This is a genomic window from Paenibacillus rubinfantis (assembly GCF_001486505.1).
Classification (GTDB): domain Bacteria; phylum Bacillota; class Bacilli; order Paenibacillales; family Paenibacillaceae; genus Fontibacillus; species Fontibacillus rubinfantis.
Genome location: NZ_LN909065.1, coordinates 1,202,223 through 1,223,550 on the forward strand (window position 1 = coordinate 1,202,223; position 21,328 = coordinate 1,223,550).

A 21,328-nucleotide genomic window follows, 5' to 3' on the forward strand; every position below is an offset into this window, starting at 1 on the left:
TTACCATAAAGAACAGGAAGACATCATTCCAACGACGATGAACAGAAACCCTATACAATCATCCGGTCTTTGCGGCCGGCCAAGGAGGAACAGATCTCATGGAAAAGCTTGCAATCACTGCGCTCCAGGACTACCAAACCGAGAAATTCACCAAACGCATCGCCTTTAAGAAAGGGGAAAGCGTCGTCTTTGTGCTGAACTTTATGCCGGGGCAAGAGCTGCCAACCCATACGCATCCAAATACGGACGTGTTCATTTTGGCCCTGCAAGGCAGCGGGTCCATCACGGTGGACGGTACGGCCTCGCCGCTGGCACAAGGCGAAGTGCTGCATCTGGAAGGAGCCGAAGCCTTCTCCTACCGCAATGACGGAATCGAGCCGGCCAGTCTGTATGTCATGCTCACCAAAGTTCCTGCACCGGAATACGCACAGAACATATAGGTCGAAAACATCCTGCACATGCCAAGGGGCGCCCGGCTATCTTGTAGATAGCTTAGGCGCCCCTTCGCTTTGTTGGTTTATTTACTTCGCAATGAGATCTCCCAGCGAAATGGAATACCCCTTAGTGAGGTTACCGGAAGCGTCAACGGCTTTGAATTGGACCGTGTACCCATTCGGGTTTTTCACCTCCGGCAGCACCGCGGTTTGCACCCCACGCACCACTTCCAACGTATTGCCGATTTGCTTCTTGTTCTTCAGCAGACGGATCTGAACCTTCACCCCGTCCACATCGTACGGACCGTCCCAAGTGAACCGAATCTGTCCGCTTTCTCTCACCGCGCGCACATGCTCAACCTCTCCCGGAGGCGTATGATCGCGAGGCGGCTCGGGGTTCACAGGCGGTGCCGTAAATACGGCCGGATCCCCGAATGTGAACTTATCCAGGTTAAACAGCCAATCCGAGCCTTTAAAGCTCAGGAATACGATATGTTTGCCGCGAACCGGGGCGGTGACCTCCGCCGAGAACACCTTAAATTCTTGCCAGCCCCCGGTTCCAGTGACCTTCGCCTCCGCAATCACGGGGCCGCTTGCGCTGTCCAGCCGCACTTCAATCGTCCCTCCGTCGGTATCGCTAGCCGCATTCACATGGAACTCTGTTGCGCCGCCATCGCCAAAGTCAATGCAGTTGTACATCGCATAAGGCTGGTTCGGGCCGTACATCCCGGCGAGATACGTCTGTCCGCCGCCCTGCTCCGTGCCAAAGCCTGATCCAAGGGTATAACTCTCCGCTTCTACTTTGCCGTAAGCGTCTTGAGCCCAGCCTTTGACGGTCGTAAAGTTGAACCAGTCGAGATTACACGGATAGTCGCTGCCGTCCGTGCCATAGAACACCAGGTAGACGTCATGAACACCCTTTGCTACTGTATCATCGATTGTGGACATCACATCGATCCACGTCGACCCGTCGCCTGCAGCGGGAATCTCCAGGGTCCCAACGGTAGGCCCGTTCAAGTTGTCCAGCTTCACTTCAATCGTCCCACCGCGGTTCCCGCTCGCCACATGCGCCGTGATCCCGGCCGCACCGCTACCGAAATCGATGCCCTCATACCGAACGTATGCGCCGTTCGTAATCCCCTCTAGGAAGCCGAATTCGCTGTTTCGGCTCACGCCGGAGCTGGCGTCGAAATCACCGGCCTTCCGTTTGGCGTAGGCATCGGTTCTCGTCGGATCGTTCTCCGTAAACCGGAACCAGTTCAAGTTAAACAGATAGTCATCGTTCGCTTTGACGAAAGTGAGGTACACATCATGCTTGCCGGTTACGGTCACTGGCTGACCCTGTTCATCCTTGAGCGAGGCAACCGCATCGATGAATTGGTTCCAGCTGCCCGTGCCTTCGACCCGAACGGTCCCAATCGTCGGTCCGTCCCCAGCGTCCAGCCGGATTTCGATCATACCGCCGGATGTTGCGCTGGCAGTCCGGGCGATAAAGCCAACAGCTCCCTTCGACCCAAAATCCACGTTCTTGTAAACGGCGGTATGTCCATGCTGGATTCCGCCCAGCTGCAAAGTGCCTTCCGCGCTGCCCTCCAGCCCAAAGCCTTGGCCGATGTTGTATTTTTCCGCTTCGATCCGTTGATAGGCCGGCTTCATCGGATACACCGGAACCGCCCGCTTCGGCTGCACGACCGTCACGGCCTGAACCGCGCTGGAGGCGGACCAGGATTCATACGTACCGGACAACAACTGTCCGATCCAGTTGCCGTCAACGATCCCCTCTGCGTTCCGATGACTCCAGGCCATCGCCGCGTTAAAAGCAAGCCAATCGTCGAACTTCCGCTCAAAGTCCCGATGCGCCTTGGAATTGCTGCCGTCCACCGTTTCCTGCAGATAAGCTAAATTGCGCAGCAGAATCGTTTTTCCGCCTTTCAGGTCCCCGTGCGGGCCTTCATAACCGAGCAATCCGTTGGGTTCCGTCTGATGGGCCATCGTAAATTGGGCGGCCTTGATCGCATCCTCCAGATAGACCTTGTCGCCTGTCACACGATGAAGCCCCACGGCTGCGCCGATAAACGTACCTTGATTATAATGCGTGGCATCCGGCACGGGTCCGCGATCCGGCTCGATCCGGTCGAACACCTTGCCGTTTCCGTCCGTCAGCATCGTTTTGCCCCAACGATAAATCCGGGTCGCCGCCTCCAGATAATGCGGGTCATCCGTAATCTCGTACAGGAACACCGCCGCTTCGGCAGCCGGGAAGTTGATGCAGGCGTTCTTCGTGACATGCTCGCTGTTCAACCACCAGATACCACCGCCTGCAAACTCGTCATCCCACTGGGTATCGTAGACGAAATCGAAGTAATATTTCGCTTTGTCCAGATACCGGGTTTCCCCGGTGATTTGATAAGCTCTGGCACTGGCCATCGCCCACCACATGATGTCGTCGTTAAACGGATTGTTCGTCCAATCCTCCCCATATTTGAGAACGGCCCCATCAAAAATATCGTCGATCTGAGCGCGTAGCTGCGCCTTGAGTTCCCGGTCCGAGGTGCGAAGATAAGCGTCCATGACCAGTTCCCACAGCTCGGCCTCCACCCAGAAGCCTTGGTAGTTGGAGCCGCGATTGGAATCGGCCCAGAAAAACTTGGCCTGCGGATCCCAGAACTTCGCGTTAAACGCCCGGATTGCGGCGTCCGCATCCGCAGAGCTGAAGCTGGCCGCTTGAGCCTCCGATGCCTTTGCCCCGGTCAGCAGCGAGATCGAGAGTACCATCGTCAACGTAAGCGCAACGAACTTCGACAAGATGCCTTTCTCCAGATTCCGTTTCACGGCAAACCCTCCATTTTCCGATAATGAATTCCTTCCGTACCGAGATCTAGCGCATGGCAATTTCCAGACCGCATAAACTCAGAACAAATTCAACGTACATCGCGTTGGACCAAGAGAACCATTCCCGCGTATATTCCGCCGGGTTATCCTTATGGAACCCTTCATGTACCAAGTTTGTTCCGGCATCCGTCCGCTCGAACATGTCCAGAATCTCCAGCTTTTCCGATTCCTCCCGCGCAGTGATCCCTTGGATGGATAAGGCGATGTGCCAAATATATTCCGGCGGGGTGTGCGGGCTTCCGATACCTTTGGCATAAGCTCCCTCATAGTAGTAAGGATTGCGGCGACTCAGAATCATCCGGCGTGTGTTCAGATAGATCGGATCGTCTTTGCTGCAGTAATCGAGATAAGGCAGCGACAACAGGCTAGGTACGTTGGCATCGTCCATCAGATTTACGCCGCCAAGCCCGTCAACCTCATAGGCGTACACCTTTCCAAACTCCGCGTCCTCAATGATGGCGTATTTTTCAATCCCCTGTCGAATGTCCTCTCGCAGCGAACGCACCTCACCAGCAAAAGCGTCATCGCCGTAAAACTGCTCATTGATCTCCAGCAAATATCCCAAGACCACGATGGCAAAAAGGTTCGACGGAACGAGATAGCCGTATTTGCATGCATCATCGCTGGGACGGAAGCCGGACCAGGTCATGCCTGTATATCCCCCCGGTCCCGGGAGGCGATCCGTTTCCCCGCTGTTTTCCCGGACGAACGTGTACTTTGAAAGTTCCTCATGCCGCTGCTCGGTCCGCCACGTTTGCAGGATCAATTCAGCCGCTTGCTTGAACTCCTGCGTGAAGTGGCGGGTTTCCCCGGTGTTTTTCCAGTAGAGATACGCCAGTTGCACGGGATAACATAACGAATCCACCTCGTATTTGCGCTCCCAAATCCAGCCGGACATCTCGGTTAAATCCGACTGATGGCCGCGGAAATTCTCGAATTCGTTAAACGCGTTGGCATACGGATCCCGAAGGATCGATTGGCATTGCGTCCTCAGCACACCTTCGATAATCTCGCGCAAGCCGGCATCCTGCGCCGCCGGGATCAGATACGGCCGGAGCTGGTTCACAGAATCGCGCAGCCACATGGCCGGAATGTCACCGGTCAGCATAAATACCGTCCCGTCCTCATGGCGATGAATCGTTGTTTCTAATGTATTTTCGTAACACCGCTTAAACATCTCTACGATTTTTGGGCGATGCTTCATTTTCGCCTCAACCAGGGCGATGATGTCGGCTTGGTTTAGTTGCACAGTCATGGATAATCTCCTCCGTGTTGTCTAGTAGTCGTTGTGGTCGTTCGTTGGCGCCTCTTACGGTGCTGCAGCTTCACTTTCTCGTGCCGTTGCTAGCCGCGCCGCTGCTTCCAGCAGCATCAAACCGCTCAACTGGACGCTGAGCTGGACCGGCAAGGTCGGCGGCTCTTTCCAGGAAGGTCCGCACAAGAAAGGGTTCTCCAGCAGCCCGTCGGATCGGAGCGTCTCCGCATTAGCGAGAATGACCGCCTGCACGTGCGGGCACGCCGGATCCACCTCCAGGAGACGGACAAGGTAGCGGATCAGAATCCCTTTGAACAACCCGGTATCGTCGATTCCCTCCTCGGGAAGCAGGAAGGTGCCAGGCTCGCACAGCTCTTCGAAGCAGGCGGCAGCGGTTCTTCTGGCATCCTCCAGATAGGCTGAATCGCCGGTGTAGAAGTATAATTCAACCCCCGCGCCGATAAAGACCCCCTGGCAATAAGTAAATCTCCAGTCCTTGTCGATCGTCCCGTCCCCGGTGCGATTCATGCCGTCCCAGACAAAACCCGTCGCCGGGTCGACCAGATGCGCTTTGTTCCAATCGTAAATCCGTTTGGCCCAAGCGAGATCGTCTGGCCGGCCAAACAAGCCGTAGAGACGGGCGGCCAGGATCGCTGCGGGTGCATTAGCCGGGGTATTTTTGTAATCGAGCTGATCCTTCTTCCACGCCATTCCCCCGCCGCAATGCTCATTCCAAGCGGTTTGGATATCCGCCCACAGCTCTTGGACCTTCTCCACATACCACGCCTCACCGGTCGCCCGGTAAGCCCGCAGCAACGCGAGCGCCGTCCATTCCATGTCATCGTAATAATTATGCGTCAACGTCCCGCCGTTACAGCGCTCCAAACTTCGGCAGAACTGCCGCATCTGATCCGGCAGCGCCGGGTCGCCGGTCCGCTCATAGGCATCCACCAGTACGTCGAGGACGTGAGCTTGCCACCAGTAGTAGAAGTTTTCGCCGGCCCGGCCCGCAGTGCGCGGATACCACTGGTCGAGGATGCCGGTCCGCTCATTCCCGTAGCAGGCGAACAGCTCACGGTGCATGCGATCCGCCAGTTGGGCCCAGCTTAGCTCGCGGCGGTCCATCACGGCGTCTCCTGCTGGGGTGCAGCATCCGGCGTTCGCCCCGCAGCAGCCTCTTCCGCCTCGGGCTCAAGCGCTGCCGCCGCCTCCAACAGCATCACACCGCTCAGGTACGAGCTAAGTGACACGGTTGCCTCGGGTGCGGGACGACGACTCCAATCCGTGCCGAACCTCGGTTGCTGCGAATTGGTAGCCTGTCGGCTCCAGGCGCGTTCCGCCTGAAGGGCGACGTACTCGGCAACTTCCGGATGGTCCGGAGCCGCTTGCGCCAACTGCACCAAGTAGCGAATCAGGATGCCTTTGAACAGTCCGGCATCGCCATCCCCTTCCTCCGGCAGCAAGCCGGTTTCGCTGGAGGTAAACTCCTGAACGACGACGCGAAACGTACGAAGCGCCGCCGCCAAGTAGGCCGTATCGCCGCTGACCCGGTACATCTCCACCGATGCTCCGATAAAGACGCCTTGGCAGTAAGTGAACCGCCAATCCTTGTCGATCGTCCCGTCCCCGGTGCGGTTCATGCCGTCCCACACCAGCCCAGTGGTCGGGTCGACGAGGTTCGCCGCCTGCCACTCATAAATTCGCTGCGCCCAAGCCCAATCCTCCGGATGACCAAAGGCTTGATACAACCGGGCCGCCAAGATGACAGCAGGGGCGTTCGCCGGGGTGTTTTTATAGTCCAGCTGCGTTTTCTGCCAGGCAATCCCGCCGCCCATGTGCTCGTTCCACCCGGTTTGGATGTCCTGCCACAGCAGTTGGGAGGCCGCCTTGTAGCGCGGTTTACCGGTGGCCTGATAGGCGCGCAGCCAGGCGAGGGCCATCCATTCCATATCGTCATACAGCTCATTGGGCCAAGCGCCGCCGTTGCGATGAAGCAAGCCGTCGTACAGCGCTTCTAGCCGCTGGGCATACCGCTGGTCCCCCGTGCGCCGCAGGCCGTCAACCAGCACATCCACCGCATGCGCCATCCACCAGTAATGAAAAATCTCGTTGCATGCCCCATTTTCGCAAGGCGTTTGAATATCGTACATCCGAGTCTTTTCGTTCCAGTATAATTCGTCCAACGCGGTCTGAGCCAAGTCGGCCCGTTGCTTGCGGACTTTGGTTTCCTTCATGGTGGTCTTCATATGATCTCTCCCCTCTGTCCTATCCCTTGATTCCACTAAACGCGATCCCCTGGATAAAATACCGCTGCAGCAGCAGGAACAACAGCAGGATCGGCAGAATCGCCACCAGCGCCCCCGCCATCATCGGCCCATAGTCCGTCTGGTAATTGTACGAAAAAGCTTGCAGCCCCATCTGAATCGTCGCTTTTGCCGGATCGTTCAGGACGATCATCGGCCACAGGAAGCCGTTCCAGCCGGCTTGGAACGTAAAGATGCCAAGTGTGGCCAGCGCCGGTTTGGTCAGCGGCAGATAAATGCGCCAGAAGATTTTGAATTCACCGCAGCCCTCAATCCGAGCCGTCTCCATCATGTCATTCGGCAAAGTCAGAAAGAACTGTCGCATGAAAAATACCGCAAACGTCCCGGAAGCCCCCGGCAAAATAATCCCCCAAAATGAGTTCATCAGGCCGTGTCCCCCGCTGCCAAACAAGTCGTTGCCGCCGAAGAGCGGGATATGGCGCAGCACGTAGACACTAGGGATCATCGTCACGATCCCCGGCACCATCATGGAGACGAGCAGGATGCGGAAGAACGGCTGGTTCATGCGGAATTTCAACTTGGCAAACGCATAACCGCTCAGCGAACCGAAGAACAGATTGCACAACACCCCCGCCGCCGCCAGGATAAAGGAATTCCAAAAATAAAGTCCAAAAGGCACCGTCGTAAACGCGTTATAGTAATGCTCGAACGTCAGGTTCGTCGTAAACCATTTGATCGGTAAGGTGAACATGTCATCGTCATGTTTAAATGAGGTCATCACGCTCCAATAAAAGGGCAAAAACATAATAACCGCAATGATACCGCCAACCGTATAAAACAGTACATTCGCCAATCGCTTCTGCATAGGTACACCGATTTGTGGACGCCGGGTACCGATGCCCGTTTTTATCGTCTCTGGATTTGTCATACGATCGGCTCCTCCGCTTTGGTGATTTTCATGCTGACCAGCGAGAAGACGAGGATCGCCATCGCCAGCACAAATGCCTGCGCCGAGGCATACCCCATCTGCAGCTGATTAAAGCCCTGCTGGTAGATCAGGTAAACCGGGGTTTTGGTGACGTTCGCCGGCCCGCCCTGCGTCAGGACAAACGCCTGGTCAAACAGCTGCAAGGCCCCAATGATGGACATGACGCTGACGAGGAACGTCGTTGGGCGAAGCTGCGGCCAAGTGATATAGCGGAAGCAGGCGAACCGCGACGCTCCGTCCAAACGGGCCGTTTCATACAGATAGTCCGGAACGCCTTGAAGGCCGGCCAAATAGATAATCATGTTGGAGCCAACCGACTGCCAAAGCGTCATCACGATGATCGACAGCATCGCCGTCTCCGTCTGCGAGACCCAAGCCGGGCCGGTGATGCCAAAGTAGGCGAGCAGCCCGTTGATCAACCCGTATTCGGGATGCAGCATCCAGATCCATACCGTGGCCGCAGCGACGGCCGAGGTCAAGGTCGGCAGGTAGTAAAACGTGCGGAACAGCTTAACCCCGCGGATCTTTTTGTTAAGCAGCATCGCAAACAGCAAGGATATCAATAAATTCAGCGGTACAAAAACAATCGCATAATAGAACACGTTGATGAAAGTCTGCCAGAGTAGAGTATCGCCGATCAGGCGCCGGTAATTGTCCAGCCCCACCCAATCGTTGCTGCTCAGCACATCATAGTTGGTGAAGCTGAGGTATAGGGCCATCACGACGGGGATGACCATGAATACGGCAAACAACAGCATGGTTGGTGTAATGAACAGATAGGCCATACGGGCCTGATGCCGTTCGAGCTTATTGACGGATGCCATTCTTCGCTCCCCTTTCAGAGGCCGGTATTATTTCACGACCGCATTTTCCTCAAGCAGCTTGTCACCTTGCTCTTGGGCTTTTTTCAGCGTATCGTCAATCGATTGCTTGTTCTGAAGCAGCAACTGCAGATTGGGAATTAATGCGTTCTCCTCCATGACGGAGTATCCCGGATGCGTCGGACGCGTTTTCGCAAATTCCAATGTCTCTGTAAACGGCTTCCACAATGGATCTTCGGTGAAGAACGGGTCTCCCAGCGCCGGCTTAAAGCCCGGCAGGTTCAAGCTTGTTTTCGCCCACAGCAAAGCGTTGTCCTTGTTCGCCGTCCACCATTTGATGAACTCCCACGCCTCATCCGGGTGCTTGGAGCCTTGCGGGATGACAAGCCCGAAGCCGCCCATCACACTGCCTTTATCCCCATTTGGACCTGCTGGCGGCGGTACGATGCCGTAATCCAGATCCTTGCCGTATTTGTTGTATGTGCTCATCATCCAAGGTCCGGTGTACAGCATAGCCACTTTACCCGTAACAAACGCGTCGGTACCTTCGCCAAGCCCTTGTTCGAAGCCAACCTTATACACTTTGTCCTCGTTCAGCAAGCGCTGCCAAAACTCCAGAACCTGTTTGCCCTGCGCGTTGTTGAAGTTGGTTTTACCGTCCTCGCCAAGCATTTGCCCGCCAGCCTGCTGCAGATACATATTAAACAGACCCGCATCAGCCATGGAGAAACCGGAGGTTTCCAGCTTGCTGCCGTTCCATTTCGTCAACGTCTTGGCCGCCTGCTCCAATTCCTCCCACGTCGTTGGCGCCTCCAGCCCTGCATCCGCAAACATCTTCTTGTTGTAGAACAACGCGCGGGCATCCACTGTCAACGGCAGGCCGTACAATTTATCGTTATTAGTCAGTTCCTTTAAGGACTCCTCGAAAAAGTCCGCTTTGTTCACCCCGTCGCGCTCCATATAGTCATCAATCGGGCGAAGTACGTTTTTTGGAGCGTACAACGACGTTCTCCAGCGGTCCCAGAACAAAATGTCCGGCGCCCCGCCGCTCGTTGCAGCCGTCAGAAACTTCGTGACCATATCCTGCTGGAGCACGTATTTCACTTCAATCTTGTCCTGCGACTTGTTAAAGGCATCAACCATCGTCTCGAATTGCTTTTGCCCTTCGCCGCCCCAGTCGCCCCAGAACGTCAACTTCACTTTCTTGGTGTTGCCGCTATCCCCGCCGTCACCACCATTACCACTGCCGCTGCCGCCGCCGTTTCCAGCGTTGCCGCTGTTACCGCCTCCTCCACAAGCAGCCAGCATTGCACCAAACAAGACGGTCACCAGCATCACAAGCATCCACTTTTTCATTTCGTAAACCTCCCCTTTTCATTTCGAATAACATAGCAATTAAAGCGTTTTCAATAAGCATAGTATATTGGCATCATATCATTATGTCAATAGGGAAAAGGGTCAGGGTTGTTGGTATATGAAACACATACCAAGCTCCCCCTCTTGCTTTCGAATGCTGCAAAAAACCCTCTGGACGGGGGACTTGCTCAGCCGAATCGATTCATACCCACTTTGATCCGCCCAATGGTGAAGTACAGTTCTTGTTGATGCGGAATGTGCTAACGCAGGGCTTAAATGTAAAAGTACAGTTGGTATGTTGCGGATTGTACTGACAAGGTGGCTCAAATGTAAAAGTACAGTTCATTTCTGGTAAAAGGGGGCTGACAGGGGCATTCAACTGTAAAAGTGCAGTTCATTTCGGTTGAAATCGCCCATTTCGGCCAAATCGTCCATAATTAGATGTACTTTTACATTCCAAGGCCCGTAAAAAGGAAAAATGCCGAAGATCAACTGCACTTTTGCAGCTGATCTTCGACATCCATATGGGGGCAACAATTGGCTCCGCCAGAGGCTGCAATTCAAGCCCGATCTGGCGCTTGCGCCAGCCAGCGACTCACGTGCAATCGTGCACCTCATCGAATCATGCCCTACTTGCGCTCCGCCCTTGCGGGTCCGGTGGATTCCCCCGGAACAAGCGCGGCGGGCAGCTTGATTTTGTTCGCCACCGGCTGGTTCTCCAGCAAGGCCAGCACGTTCTCCACGGCCAGCTTACCCATATCTTCCTCGCTTTGGCGCATATGCGTGAAGGCGTAGCCCTCGCCGATGCGGAACTGCGGGCTGTCGAAGCAAATAATGGAGATATCTTCGGGAATGCGAAGCCCGAGCCGCGTCACCGCAGCTTTGGCCAACAGCGCAATGTTATATTCGATAGCAAAAAACGCCGTGATCGATGGATGCGCCTGCAAATGAAGCATAATCTTGTTAATGTCGCGTTCGATGTTCTCGTCGTAGAAGGAGTTCGGCAGCGTGGAGGTCAGGTCGCTGATCCATAGCTCACGCTCCGCGGCGATCCCGCGCCCGGCATGCGCCTGCACGAATCCTTCGATCCGCTCCTCAACGGCCGACGTATCAATCGGCGGCGGGGACAATAACGAAATATGCGCGTGCCCAAGATCAAACAAATACTCCGCCGCCTCCTGCGCCGCCTTCACATTGTCGGTGCTGATGGAAGCCGCCGCTACACCCTTCAGCTCCCGGTCAATCAATACCAGCGGAAAGCGTTCGATCACCATTTTCAAAATTTCCGCATTAAAATACTCCCCTTGCGCCGGGAAAACGATTAAACCGTCCACCCCCAGCTGCAACAGCTTGCGAATGGTCGCTTCCTCGTTCTCCTGGATGCCAAACGTCCGCTTCAGGACGAGAAAGCAGTCCTGTTCCCGCGCCGCATCCTCCATCCCGTAAATCAGCCGGGTTCCATAGCTGCCGGCGAAATCTGTCAGTACGACGCCAATCAGCTTCCCGGCGGCTTCCCGATCCGCTCCGTTTCTGCCGTAGCTCCCGTCCAGCCGGTCATGCTCCGCCGCGCTGGCCCCATCGGTCTCCGGATCGGCGACAAACGAGCCGCGCCCCGGTTTTCGCACGATGATGTGCTCGGCGGCGAGCATTTCGAGCGCTCGTTTGCTCGTAATCCGGCTCACTTGATATTCCTCGGCCAGCTCCTTCTCCGAAGGGATCCGATCCCCCGGCTTATAGCTTTGGTCCAGGATTTGCCGTTTCACATCATCAAAAATTTTCTCGTACATCGGTTTTGACGAGGTGCTTTCACTCATGACGTTCCTCCCACGTTCCCCACAAAAGGACACGATATATATTATAATATATCATGATATATCCCGTTTGTCGAACCCTGTTTGAAAAGGTTCCCAAAACGTGGAGTCCCCTAGTCAGTTTCAGTTCGTCAAGGCCTCCAAACCCAGCGCAAGCGCGCCGCACAACCCCGCCCGGCTGCCCAAGCCCGGGGGGACAATGTAATCCTCGATACCGCTTAAGATCGCCGGCGCGTTCACATAACCAGCCAGATTCCGGCGAACCTCCTCACGAATCAACGGGAACAGCTGCGGCTGCTGCATCACGCCGCCGCCCATGATCACCTTTTGCGGCGAGAGCATCAGGATCGCCCCGGTCACCGCCTGCGCCAAATAGTAGGCTTCGATGGACCAAGCTGGATGATCCGGCTCCAGCTCCTGTCCCTTCACCTTCCAGCGCGCTTCGAGGCTTGGCCCCGCGGCCATGCCCTCCAAGCAGTCGCCATGATAAGGGCATAAGCCGGGGAAGTCGTCATCCGGATGCCGCCGCGGCAGCACGTGCCCCCCCTCCGGATGGATTAACCCGTGCACGAGCTTACCTTCCGACAGTACCCCCACGCCGATGCCGGTCCCGACCGTATAATACACGCAGCTGTCCAGCCCCTGGGCCGCGCCCCACTTCGCTTCACCCAAGGCGGCGGCGTTCACGTCCGTATCCCAACCATAGGGAACATCCCATTTCGATTTTAGCTTGCCGAGCACATCATACCCGTTCCACCCCGGCTTCGGGGTAGTCGTGACGTAACCGTAAGTGGCACTGCCACGATTTAAATCAAGCGGGCCAAATGAACCCACGCCGATCGCCTCCACCTTTTTATCGCTGAAATAGGCGATTACCCGTTCCAGCGTTGGTTCCGGCAGCTCCGTTGGGAAGCTGACACTGTCCTCGATCACACCGTACTCATTTCCAACGCCGCAGACAAACTTCGTCCCACCCGCTTCAATCGCACCGATCCGCATCTAAATCTCCTCCTTCGAATGTCCGGGGTATGCTATAATCCTATAATCATAGAATGAGCCATAGAATTCAAACACTGCATCCTATCTATCATTTTATCCGTGTAAGGAGCATGATCATGTTACCTTTCCTTAAAAGCAAACAAGCCCACCACCCAACAGCCAAGGCTGGTTACAACTTGTCCCGGTCAGCGCGCAAGATCCGCATGTTCACCCTAGCCGCCTTGCTCTTAATGACCTGCGTGAGCGCAACCAACACGGGGGATACCGCTGCCGCCTCCCAGCCCGCCAAGCCAACCGAATCATCGGCCGTCTCCTCCAAAGCCGCGGAAATCACCAAGAAACATCAACTCCCTAAAGGGAAAGGCTTCGTATACCTAGACGAGGTGATCCCGAACGCCGTTTACGATCTCCGCTATTATACCGGCGATAACTTCATCGGGGAGCGAATCGACGGATACAACGGACCGTTCGCTATCCTGACCCTACGAGCGGCCCGCGCTTTGAAAAAGGCCAACGACGACCTAGAAAGCCAAGGCTACCGCCTAAAAATCATCGACGCCTATCGTCCGCAGAAGGCGGTGAATCATTTCGCCCGCTGGTCCAAGGACCCGCTGGATACCGAGATGAAAGAACGCTTCTATCCCGACGTGGAGAAGAAGAACTTGTTCAAACAAGGCTACTTGTCCTCCAAATCCGGCCATTCCCGGGGCAGTACAGTGGACCTGACTCTTGTATATAAAAAGACCGGCGAAGAGGTCGATATGGGCAGCCGGGTGGATTTCCTTGGCCCGATTTCCGCGCATGGTGCGAAGGGACTCACCAAGTCGCAGCGCGCAGCTCGCTATATCCTCAAAACGGCGATGGTCAAGCAAGGCTTCAAGCCTTATAGCAAAGAATGGTGGCATTATACGCTAAAAAACGAACCTTACCCGTCTACCTATTTCGATTTTGATGTAGAATAGCCTTCCGTCATTAGGCTGCAGCTTACCACTTCAACCGGTAAATCGCCTTGTTCTCCAGTCCCCGAATCAGCGGTGTCCACGCTTCGGACTCCGGCGTCGTAGCCAGCGCGTCCTCCACCATCTGCAGCTTGGCGTCCAGCGCGTCGATATGGTGCAGGGCGACGGCTTCCGGCGTCTGCGGCTGCACCGGGCTGCCCCATTCCCCCAAGTTGTGGTGGGACAACACCAAATGCTGCAGCCCGAGCACTTTCGGCGAATCCAGCGCAATGCCAAGACGAATCGCCGCCTCGGTCACCCACTGCGACGCCATCGAGATATGTCCCAACAGCTTGCCCGGCGTACTGTATTCGGACACGATGCCTAGCTCGGCCACCATTTCTTCCGGCTTGGCGATATCGTGCAGAATAATCCCCGCCTTCAACAGGTCCGGGTTCAAAAACGCACGCTGCCCGCACAGAAAATCGCCGATTTCCAGCATCCGCACCATATGGTAGGCCAATCCGCCGAAATAAGCATGGTGATGCGTTTTCGCCGCAGGATAATGGGACAGCTTCTCCTCCACCTTGCTAACGCAATATCGGACGATCGCCTGGATCTCCTCATCGGCAATATCGGTAATGACGCCCTGAATCGTATGAATCAACGCTTCCGATGAAATCGGAGCGGAACGGATAAAATCGGTCAGCCTCACGCCATCTTCCGGGTTGGCCGGCCGAATCTGCATCACCTTTACCTGCAGCTTCTCCCGATAAGTCTGTACGATCCCCCGCACTTTCACCAACCCCATTGGAAAAAAGGTCTCCTTGTCGGTTGATGAGGCATCCCAAAATTTCGCCGGCATTTCCCCGGTTGCATCGCACAGGACGATATCCAAATAATCCTTTGGCGGATTGGCGTTGGTCTGTTTTACCTCCAGCTCCTTCAGCAAATAAAAGCCAACGAACTCATCTTGATTTCTTAATTGATTAATTTGCGTCACCCAAAATTCCTCCAAACCCAAGATAGATAGACCCATTATACTATGGGAGCGCCAAAACCTCAGCGCCTTTTCGCCGCTGACAAGCCATCTTGGCAAAAAAAGGACGCCCCCCCCCCCGCGATCATCACGGAGTTGGCGTCCTTCTTTTCCCGGGAAATTACGATTCCCGTTTCGATTCCTCTTGCAGCAGGGAGCTTAATGCCCGCGGCAGCAGCTCCAGCGAGACCTGCTTCTCCACCGCGCCCAATTCGTAAGCCACTTTAGGCATTCCATATACCACCGAGGAGGACTCGTTTTGCCCCAGCGTCCGTGCCCCTTTGCGTCGCATCGCCAACAAGCCTTTGGCTCCGTCATAACCCATGCCGGTCAAAATGACGCCAACAGCCCGCGGACCGCATTCCCGAGCGGCCGATTCGAATAAGACGTCAATCGACGGGCAATGGCCATTGATCTTGTCGCCTTCAAAGCAGTCGACCCGGTAGCGGCCGTCCACCTTGCGCAACCGCATATGCCGGTCTCCCGGAGCGATCAACACTTTCCCCGGCTCCACCATGTCGCCGGTAGCGGCTTCTTTTACGGTAAAGCCCGTGCTCTGATTTAAACGGTCCGCGAACATCCGGGAGAAAACCGGCGGAATGTGCTGGACGATCACGATTCCGGGAAATGACGAAGGCAGCCGGTTCAACAAATAAGAGATGGCCTCGGTCCCTCCGGTGGATGCGCCGATGGCGACCACCCGGCCGGCGCCAAAGGGGCGCTCCGGTACTGGGAGCCCCCCACCCTTGGATTCGCTTGGATTACGGCGGGGCAACACGTTGGTCTTGGCTGCCATTTTTACCTTATCGATCAAATCGAGGATAAACCCTTCAACGCTCTTAGGTGACCTGGGATCCGGCTTGCAGGCAAACTCGACAGCGCCCGCCTCCATGGCGTCGAAAACAGCATGGCTGATCGTACTCACCACGATGACAGGCAGCGGGTATTGCGGAAGCAGACGGCGGAGAAATTCGATGCCGTTCATCTTCGGCATCTCCACATCGCAGATCATCACGTCCGGATGAACCCGCAAAATTTGATCCCGGGCATCAAACGGATCCACCGCCTTACCTACAACCTCGATGGCCGGGTCCGAGGACAACCCTAAAGCCAATACCTCACGGTACATCATGGAATCATCGACGATCAGCACGCGCAATTTACGATTGTCCCCCATGGCACCCTCCCCTTGGTATCCTTGTTATTCCTTCCGGTAAATCGCCGGCTTGATATACTTAAACGGCGTCGTTTCCCGATGCAGTGATTCGGAATGGCCGATGAACAAATACCCTCCGGGTTCCAAATGCTTGTAGAACTTGTCCACCAGCGCTTCCTTCGTCGGATTATCAAAATAGATCATTACGTTCCGGCAGAAAATAACGTGAAACTTGCGCCTAAACGGAAACGTCGGCTCCATCAGATTAAATTTGCGGAAGATCACTTCCCGTTTGAGCTTATCGTTAACGGTGAAATGCTCGCGGTCCCGGGCATTCAAATACTTCATTCGCCAAGAAGGGGGCAATGCCGAGATGTCGTCGGCCCCATATTCCCCTCGCTGCGCCTTGGCCAATATTTCCGCAGAGATATCCGTTGCCAGCACCTTGGCATCCCATAACGGTTTGCTTGCGCCAAAATATTCGTCCAGCAGCATCGCCAGCGTATACGGCTCCTCGCCCGAGGAGCAACCGGCGCTCCAAATCCGCAAATCCCGGTCCTTGACCACCGCTTCCAAATACGGCAGGACGCGGTCGCGGAAATACTCGAAATGATCAAACTCCCGCATGAAGAACGTATGGTTGGTTGTGATTTTGTCCACCAAGGTCATGACGGCTTCCCCGGTACGGTCCGAAACGACGTACTGATAATATTCCTTAAAGCTCGAGAATTGTCGGCTGACAAGAACCTGCTGCAGCCTGCCCATGACTAGCGCGCGCTTCTCTTCCTTCAGATGAATTCCGTAATGTTGGCGAATATATTCGGACAGCTGCCGAAACTCCTCATTCGTAATAACAATCATAACTTAATACTTTCCGAATTCCGAGTCGCTGAGCAAAATTTTCGGAGCTCCGGTTCCGCTGGCGCTGGCAACCTCGGATTTACGGGGTTCATTCATCTGTTCCAAAACACGCAGCACTTCGGGATTCATTTCCTCCCTGCCGGTATATTCGGTATAATGGCTGCGCTTCAATTTAAACCGAGCCACCTGCTGCTTCAGCAGTCCAGCTTGGCTCGACAATTCCTCGCTGGCAGCCGCGCTTTCCTCCGAGGTAGCCGAGTTCGTCTGAATTACTTGAGATACCTGCGAGATCCCTTGATTAATCTGCGTGATCGCGGCGGCCTGTTCGGTGGAAGCCATGGCAATATCGCCGACCAACCCAGCCACCCGTTCGATATCACCTACGATGGACTTCAACGCTTCGGCCGTTTGATCGGCGATACGTGTGCCATCCTGGACCTTGTTGATCGAACCCTCGATCATGTCGGTCGTCTCCTTGGCGGCATTCGCCGACCGGGCAGCTAGATTGCGCACCTCCTCAGCGACAACAGCAAAGCCCTTACCGTGCTGCCCGGCGCGCGCAGCTTCCACCGCAGCATTCAGCGCCAGGATATTCGTTTGAAATGCGATTTCATCAATGACTTTAATGATCTTGGAAATGCTGCTGGAGGCCTCATTAATCTCGCGCATCGCGCCTAGCATATCTTTCATCTGCTCATTCCCCTGCAGTGCGCTTTGTTTGGAATCCGCAGCCAGCTTATTTGCTTCATTGGCATTCTGTGCGTTTAGCTTCGTCTGGGTGGAGATCTCTTCCAGCGAGGCGGTGAGCTCCTCAACGGAACTCGCTTGTTCGGTGGCGCCTTGAGACAATGCGATGCTGGAATCGGAAACCTGCTTCGAACCGGAAGCGACCTGATCTGCAGCCGTATTGATGCTGGCCAGGATCTCGTTGTTCCGATCCACCATCTCCTGCAGCTTGATCCCCATCAGGTCGCGCTCGGATCTCACCTTCACCTGAACGGTCAAATCGCCGTTGGCTACCTGTTCCACAACGCGCGCTTGGTCGCGGATGCTCGCGATCATTCGGGAGAAGACTTGCATCAGCTTGCCGATCTCGTCTTGACTATTCGTTTCTACGCTGACGTTCACATCGCCCAGCGCCAGAGCCTCGGCGGCCTGTGACAGCTTGCCGATGGGTCTGATGATGCTCAGAACAATCAAAATCGCCAACCCTACGGCCACCAACGCCATGACGATAATGATGGTGATCAGGACGACGAAAGTGCTGCTGTACAACGCATCACCTTCATTGCTTTCTCTTTCCGCATTTGTCTGATTGAACTTGACAAGATTTAAGATTGTATCCGATGCCTCATCAAATTGGGTTCTCGAATCACCAGCTATCAAATCCATCGCTTTATCTGTTTCATGCTGAGAGACCAGGCTGCGGACCTGTTCGCCGGTATTCAGGTAATCGCTCCATTCCAGCTTAAAATTCTCGAATAGCCCCTTATCTTCTTCCCCTTGCAGCATGGTTTCATAATTCGCGATCTGCTGCTCTATCAATTGCCCTTCCTCTCCAAGGCGCTCCTTCATCTGCGCTAACTGGTCCGCATTCTCTCCCGCCATGACATAACGAAGCTCGGAAACTCGATAATTGGACGTTAACGTATTTAACGTATGTGCCGCGTCCATGGCCGGCAGCCATTCATCGCTGATCAGTGTGGATTGCAGGTTTACCTTGTTTACAGAATTGATCGAGTACAGGCCAAGCCCCACCAGCGCAAGGACCAAGATAGAAAAAGATAGAACTAACCGCGTTTTGATCGTCAACTTCTTCAGCATGTAGATTCCCCCGTTAGTATTCATAGATGACTTAAATGCTCCGCTTCCTCATGCTGAAGCAGCTTGTCGCCGTCCAGCAGCAGCTTGATTTCTCCTCCTACCTTTCCGACTCCCTTAATAAATCCCTGCGGGTTCCCCGATTTGATATCCGGCGGCGGGACGATGTCCTCCTCAGCGATTTGTACAACCTCGGACACGCTGTCGACGATCAAACCGATCGAGACCTCGCTTAATTCCACGACAACGATGCAGGTCCGGTCGTTATATTCGCGAAAAGGCTTTTTAAAACGCAACCTCACATCCATCACCGGAATGATTTTACCGCGCAAATTAATAATTCCGCGAATATGCTCCGGCAGCTCCGGCACCTCCGTAATCGCTTGAATTCCGATAATCTCGGTGACATACCGGATTTCGATGCCGTATACATCAGTTCCGATCAGAAACGTGAGGAACTTTCCCGTTTGGGTATCATCACTTGGCTCTGTCTGCAGCTGTGTGTTCTGGTCTGTCATGACTCGCTTCTCTCCTTTGCTGTTCTAAGATGTAAGGGCAAGTCCACCTACGTCGAGGATGAGGCTGATGCTGCCATCCCCAAGCATCGTACAGCCTGCCAAGCCTTGGATATTCCGGATTTTGCGGATATAGGACGGCAGGCTCTTCACAACGACCTGCTGCTGACCCAGCAATTCGTCGGCAAAGATGCAGAACGTCTGATCGTCCTGCTCCACCATGATGAGAATCCCTTCCTCCATGGCCGTAATCGGGGTCATCACTTTAAATCGTTCGTATAGGCGCAGCACGGCGTAACATTGTCCCCGCACCATCACCATTTCGTTTCCGTCGGGGTCCACGACCACACTGCCTCGATCCGCCCGGAACGATTCCTTGATTGCCGTGGTTGGGATCGTATACCGGGACGGCCCGACCTTGACATTCATGCCATCGATGATCGCCAACGTCAACGGGATACGGATCGTAATCGTTGTTCCCTCGCCTGCGGCGCTGTCGACGGATACACTTCCTCCCACACTTTCGATATTCCGCAGCACAACATCCATGCCAACGCCTCGACCGCTAAATTCGGTAATGACCTCTTTGGTCGAGAATCCCGGCAGGAAAATCAGGTTATAGATATCACGATCGCTCATTTCCGCTTCGTCTCGGAAAAGCAAATTACGCTCCCGGGCGCGCTGCAGGATTTTCTCCCGGTTTAAGCCGCGGCCGTCGTCGCGAACGAGGATCAACACCTCCCCGCCGACATTTTTGGCCTCGAGCGTTAGCGTTGCCGTCTCGTTCTTCCCGGCACTCGACCGCTCCCCCGGGGCTTCGATGCCATGGTCGATCGCATTGCGCACCAGGTGCATGATCGGATCCGAAATTTGCTCGATAATGTTCTTGTCCACTTCCGTATCCTCGCCGATCAGTTGAAGCCGAACCAGCTTTTCCTGCTTCTTGCACATATCGCGCACAATGCGGTGCATTTTCTGGAACGTATTCACCAGCGGTACCATACGGATAGACATGACCTTATCCTGAATTTCCCCGGTGATCTTCCGCAGTTGCCTTGCTGCCTTCCGAAACTGTTCCAGCTCCAGTCCCGCTAATTCCGGGTTTTGCGTAACCATCGACTCGGCGATGACCAACTCCCCGACCAAGTCCATCAGCTCATCCAGCTTGGCCAGATTAACGCTGATAAAGCTGGATTGCTGCGCTCCCGTCGAGGAAGCGGACGGTTTGGCTAGAGCTGGTGTTTCCTGCGGCGGATGCGAAGGGACATTGGGTTGGGCTGCAGCCGGCTGAACCGTGGCAAGCGATGCATCTGCAACAGAATTTGAATCCTTAGAGTTCTCTGCCACCGTCGTCGACGTTACCGCGGGCGGGGAAGCGATTTCCACCTCAGGTAGCGTCAGTTCCCTGATCTCCAGCTGCTTGAGACAAGGCGCTTGCGACAGAATCGCGCTGATCGTTTCGGCGCTTTCTCCATTGCGGAAAAACAGCTGAAACCCCTGATCCTTGATCATTCCAGCGGTGTCCGGGTTGTTTTCAATGTCTTCCGGCCAGCAGTTGAAGTCCTCCGTTAGCTCCTTCAGGCTATGAACCACCTGGAATGCCCGTACATTTTCCATATTGTAATCGTCGTCGAAGAAGAGAATCGCCTGCAAATGGGCGCCTTGCGCGATGGAGCGAGCGCTCTCGTCCAGAGGGTCACCGCTGGCGTCCTCATCGGGGGCAGTACGGTCCTGCTGGCCGGCATGCCGGTGCTTAAGCTCCTCCAAGTAACGGTGGATGCTGATCTTCAGCGGCGAGCTGTCGCCGTCGGGCGCATCACCTTGCCTGATCTTATAAAGCTCAAGCTTGATAAAATCGCCCCCTTGGAGCACCAAATCGGATAACGTGGAATAATCGGTTAATCGGGGTTGATGTTCGCGGATAAAGGCAAATAAATCCTCAATAACATGGGATAAGGCCGCAATATCGTCAAAGTTCATCATCGTTGATGAACCTTTAATCGTATGCATAATACGGAAAATGACGTCAATCGCGGCGGAGGAAAACGCATTCGCTTGCTCGCATTCCAAAATACACTGCTCTAGTTGTTCCAGCAGCTGTGAGTTTTCGTGAAGATAGATCTCCAACAAGGGATCTGAGGTACCGAATTCTGCCATGACATAATCTCCCTGTTACTT

17 protein-coding genes are annotated in these 21,328 nt (G+C 54.9%); 2 read left to right on the forward strand and 15 right to left on the reverse strand.

What is annotated here, in order from left to right; translation table 11 throughout:
- The first annotated feature begins 98 nt into the window (after window positions 1-98).
- A complete protein-coding gene (locus tag BN3277_RS16975; protein WP_059044580.1) occupies window positions 99-440 on the forward strand; it encodes a cupin domain-containing protein in 342 nt (113 codons plus the stop codon).
- Between the two features lie 81 nt (window positions 441-521).
- Here BN3277_RS16975 and BN3277_RS16980 read toward each other — a convergent pair whose 3' ends face one another.
- The 9 genes from BN3277_RS16980 to BN3277_RS17015 all read right to left on the reverse strand — a co-directional run bounded on the left by BN3277_RS16980 (window position 522) and on the right by BN3277_RS17015 (window position 12,820).
- Complete coding sequence (locus BN3277_RS16980; RefSeq protein WP_059044581.1) at window positions 522-3,266, reverse strand: carbohydrate-binding protein; 2,745 nt, start codon at window positions 3,264-3,266, stop codon at window positions 522-524.
- Window positions 3,267-3,312: 46 nt separating this feature from the next.
- Complete coding sequence (locus BN3277_RS16985) at window positions 3,313-4,581, reverse strand: glycoside hydrolase family 125 protein (RefSeq protein ID WP_059044584.1); 1,269 nt, start codon at window positions 4,579-4,581, stop codon at window positions 3,313-3,315.
- Between the two features lie 54 nt (window positions 4,582-4,635).
- Window positions 4,636-5,706 carry a glycoside hydrolase family 76 protein gene (locus BN3277_RS25810; RefSeq protein ID WP_316244812.1) on the reverse strand — a complete coding sequence of 357 codons (1,071 nt, stop codon included), beginning with the start codon at window positions 5,704-5,706 and terminating at the stop codon, window positions 4,636-4,638.
- Window positions 5,706-6,827 (reverse strand): glycoside hydrolase family 76 protein, encoded by a 1,122-nt coding sequence (locus BN3277_RS25815; RefSeq protein WP_232436444.1) that lies wholly within the window; start codon window positions 6,825-6,827, stop codon window positions 5,706-5,708. The genes BN3277_RS25810 and BN3277_RS25815 overlap by 1 nt, the downstream gene beginning before the upstream one ends.
- A 19-nt stretch (window positions 6,828-6,846) precedes the next feature.
- Window positions 6,847-7,773 carry a carbohydrate ABC transporter permease gene (locus tag BN3277_RS16995; protein WP_089153359.1) on the reverse strand — a complete coding sequence of 309 codons (927 nt, stop codon included), beginning with the start codon at window positions 7,771-7,773 and terminating at the stop codon, window positions 6,847-6,849.
- Window positions 7,770-8,657, reverse strand: coding sequence for a carbohydrate ABC transporter permease (locus BN3277_RS17000; protein ID WP_059044586.1), 888 nt, complete (start codon window positions 8,655-8,657; stop codon window positions 7,770-7,772). The genes BN3277_RS16995 and BN3277_RS17000 overlap by 4 nt, the downstream gene beginning before the upstream one ends.
- 27 nt (window positions 8,658-8,684) lie before the next feature.
- On the reverse strand, window positions 8,685-10,010 hold the full coding sequence (locus BN3277_RS17005; protein ID WP_059044588.1) for an ABC transporter substrate-binding protein: 1,326 nt from the start codon (window positions 10,008-10,010) through the stop codon (window positions 8,685-8,687).
- Between the two features lie 629 nt (window positions 10,011-10,639).
- Window positions 10,640-11,824 carry a GntR family transcriptional regulator gene (locus BN3277_RS17010; protein WP_059044591.1) on the reverse strand — a complete coding sequence of 395 codons (1,185 nt, stop codon included), beginning with the start codon at window positions 11,822-11,824 and terminating at the stop codon, window positions 10,640-10,642.
- Between the two features lie 120 nt (window positions 11,825-11,944).
- Window positions 11,945-12,820, reverse strand: coding sequence for an ROK family protein (locus BN3277_RS17015; protein ID WP_059044594.1), 876 nt, complete (start codon window positions 12,818-12,820; stop codon window positions 11,945-11,947).
- Between the two features lie 116 nt (window positions 12,821-12,936).
- Here BN3277_RS17015 and BN3277_RS17020 point away from each other — a divergent pair, with 116 nt between their 5' ends.
- On the forward strand, window positions 12,937-13,782 hold the full coding sequence (locus BN3277_RS17020) for a M15 family metallopeptidase (RefSeq protein WP_157688728.1): 846 nt from the start codon (window positions 12,937-12,939) through the stop codon (window positions 13,780-13,782).
- A gap of 22 nt (window positions 13,783-13,804) precedes the next feature.
- On the opposite strand, the gene BN3277_RS17025 is transcribed toward BN3277_RS17020, so the two are convergent.
- The 6 genes from BN3277_RS17025 to BN3277_RS17050 form a co-directional block, all read right to left on the reverse strand.
- Window positions 13,805-14,761 (reverse strand): 3'-5' exoribonuclease YhaM family protein, encoded by a 957-nt coding sequence (locus BN3277_RS17025; RefSeq protein WP_059044596.1) that lies wholly within the window; start codon window positions 14,759-14,761, stop codon window positions 13,805-13,807.
- 157 nt (window positions 14,762-14,918) lie between these two features.
- The gene (locus BN3277_RS17030) at window positions 14,919-15,974 is read right to left on the reverse strand and encodes a protein-glutamate methylesterase/protein-glutamine glutaminase (RefSeq protein ID WP_059044601.1); all 1,056 of its coding nucleotides are present in this window, start codon (window positions 15,972-15,974) and stop codon (window positions 14,919-14,921) included.
- 24 nt (window positions 15,975-15,998) lie between these two features.
- Entirely contained in the window at window positions 15,999-16,814 is an 816-nt protein-coding gene (locus BN3277_RS17035) for a CheR family methyltransferase (protein ID WP_059044603.1), read from the reverse strand.
- Between the two features lie 3 nt (window positions 16,815-16,817).
- The gene (locus BN3277_RS17040) at window positions 16,818-18,638 is read right to left on the reverse strand and encodes a methyl-accepting chemotaxis protein (RefSeq protein ID WP_059044915.1); all 1,821 of its coding nucleotides are present in this window, start codon (window positions 18,636-18,638) and stop codon (window positions 16,818-16,820) included.
- A 20-nt stretch (window positions 18,639-18,658) separates the two neighbouring features.
- A complete protein-coding gene (locus BN3277_RS17045; protein WP_059044605.1) occupies window positions 18,659-19,153 on the reverse strand; it encodes a chemotaxis protein CheW in 495 nt (164 codons plus the stop codon).
- A 24-nt stretch (window positions 19,154-19,177) separates the two neighbouring features.
- Window positions 19,178-21,307 carry a chemotaxis protein CheA gene (locus tag BN3277_RS17050; RefSeq protein WP_059044607.1) on the reverse strand — a complete coding sequence of 710 codons (2,130 nt, stop codon included), beginning with the start codon at window positions 21,305-21,307 and terminating at the stop codon, window positions 19,178-19,180.
- Window positions 21,308-21,328 lie beyond the last annotated feature (21 nt).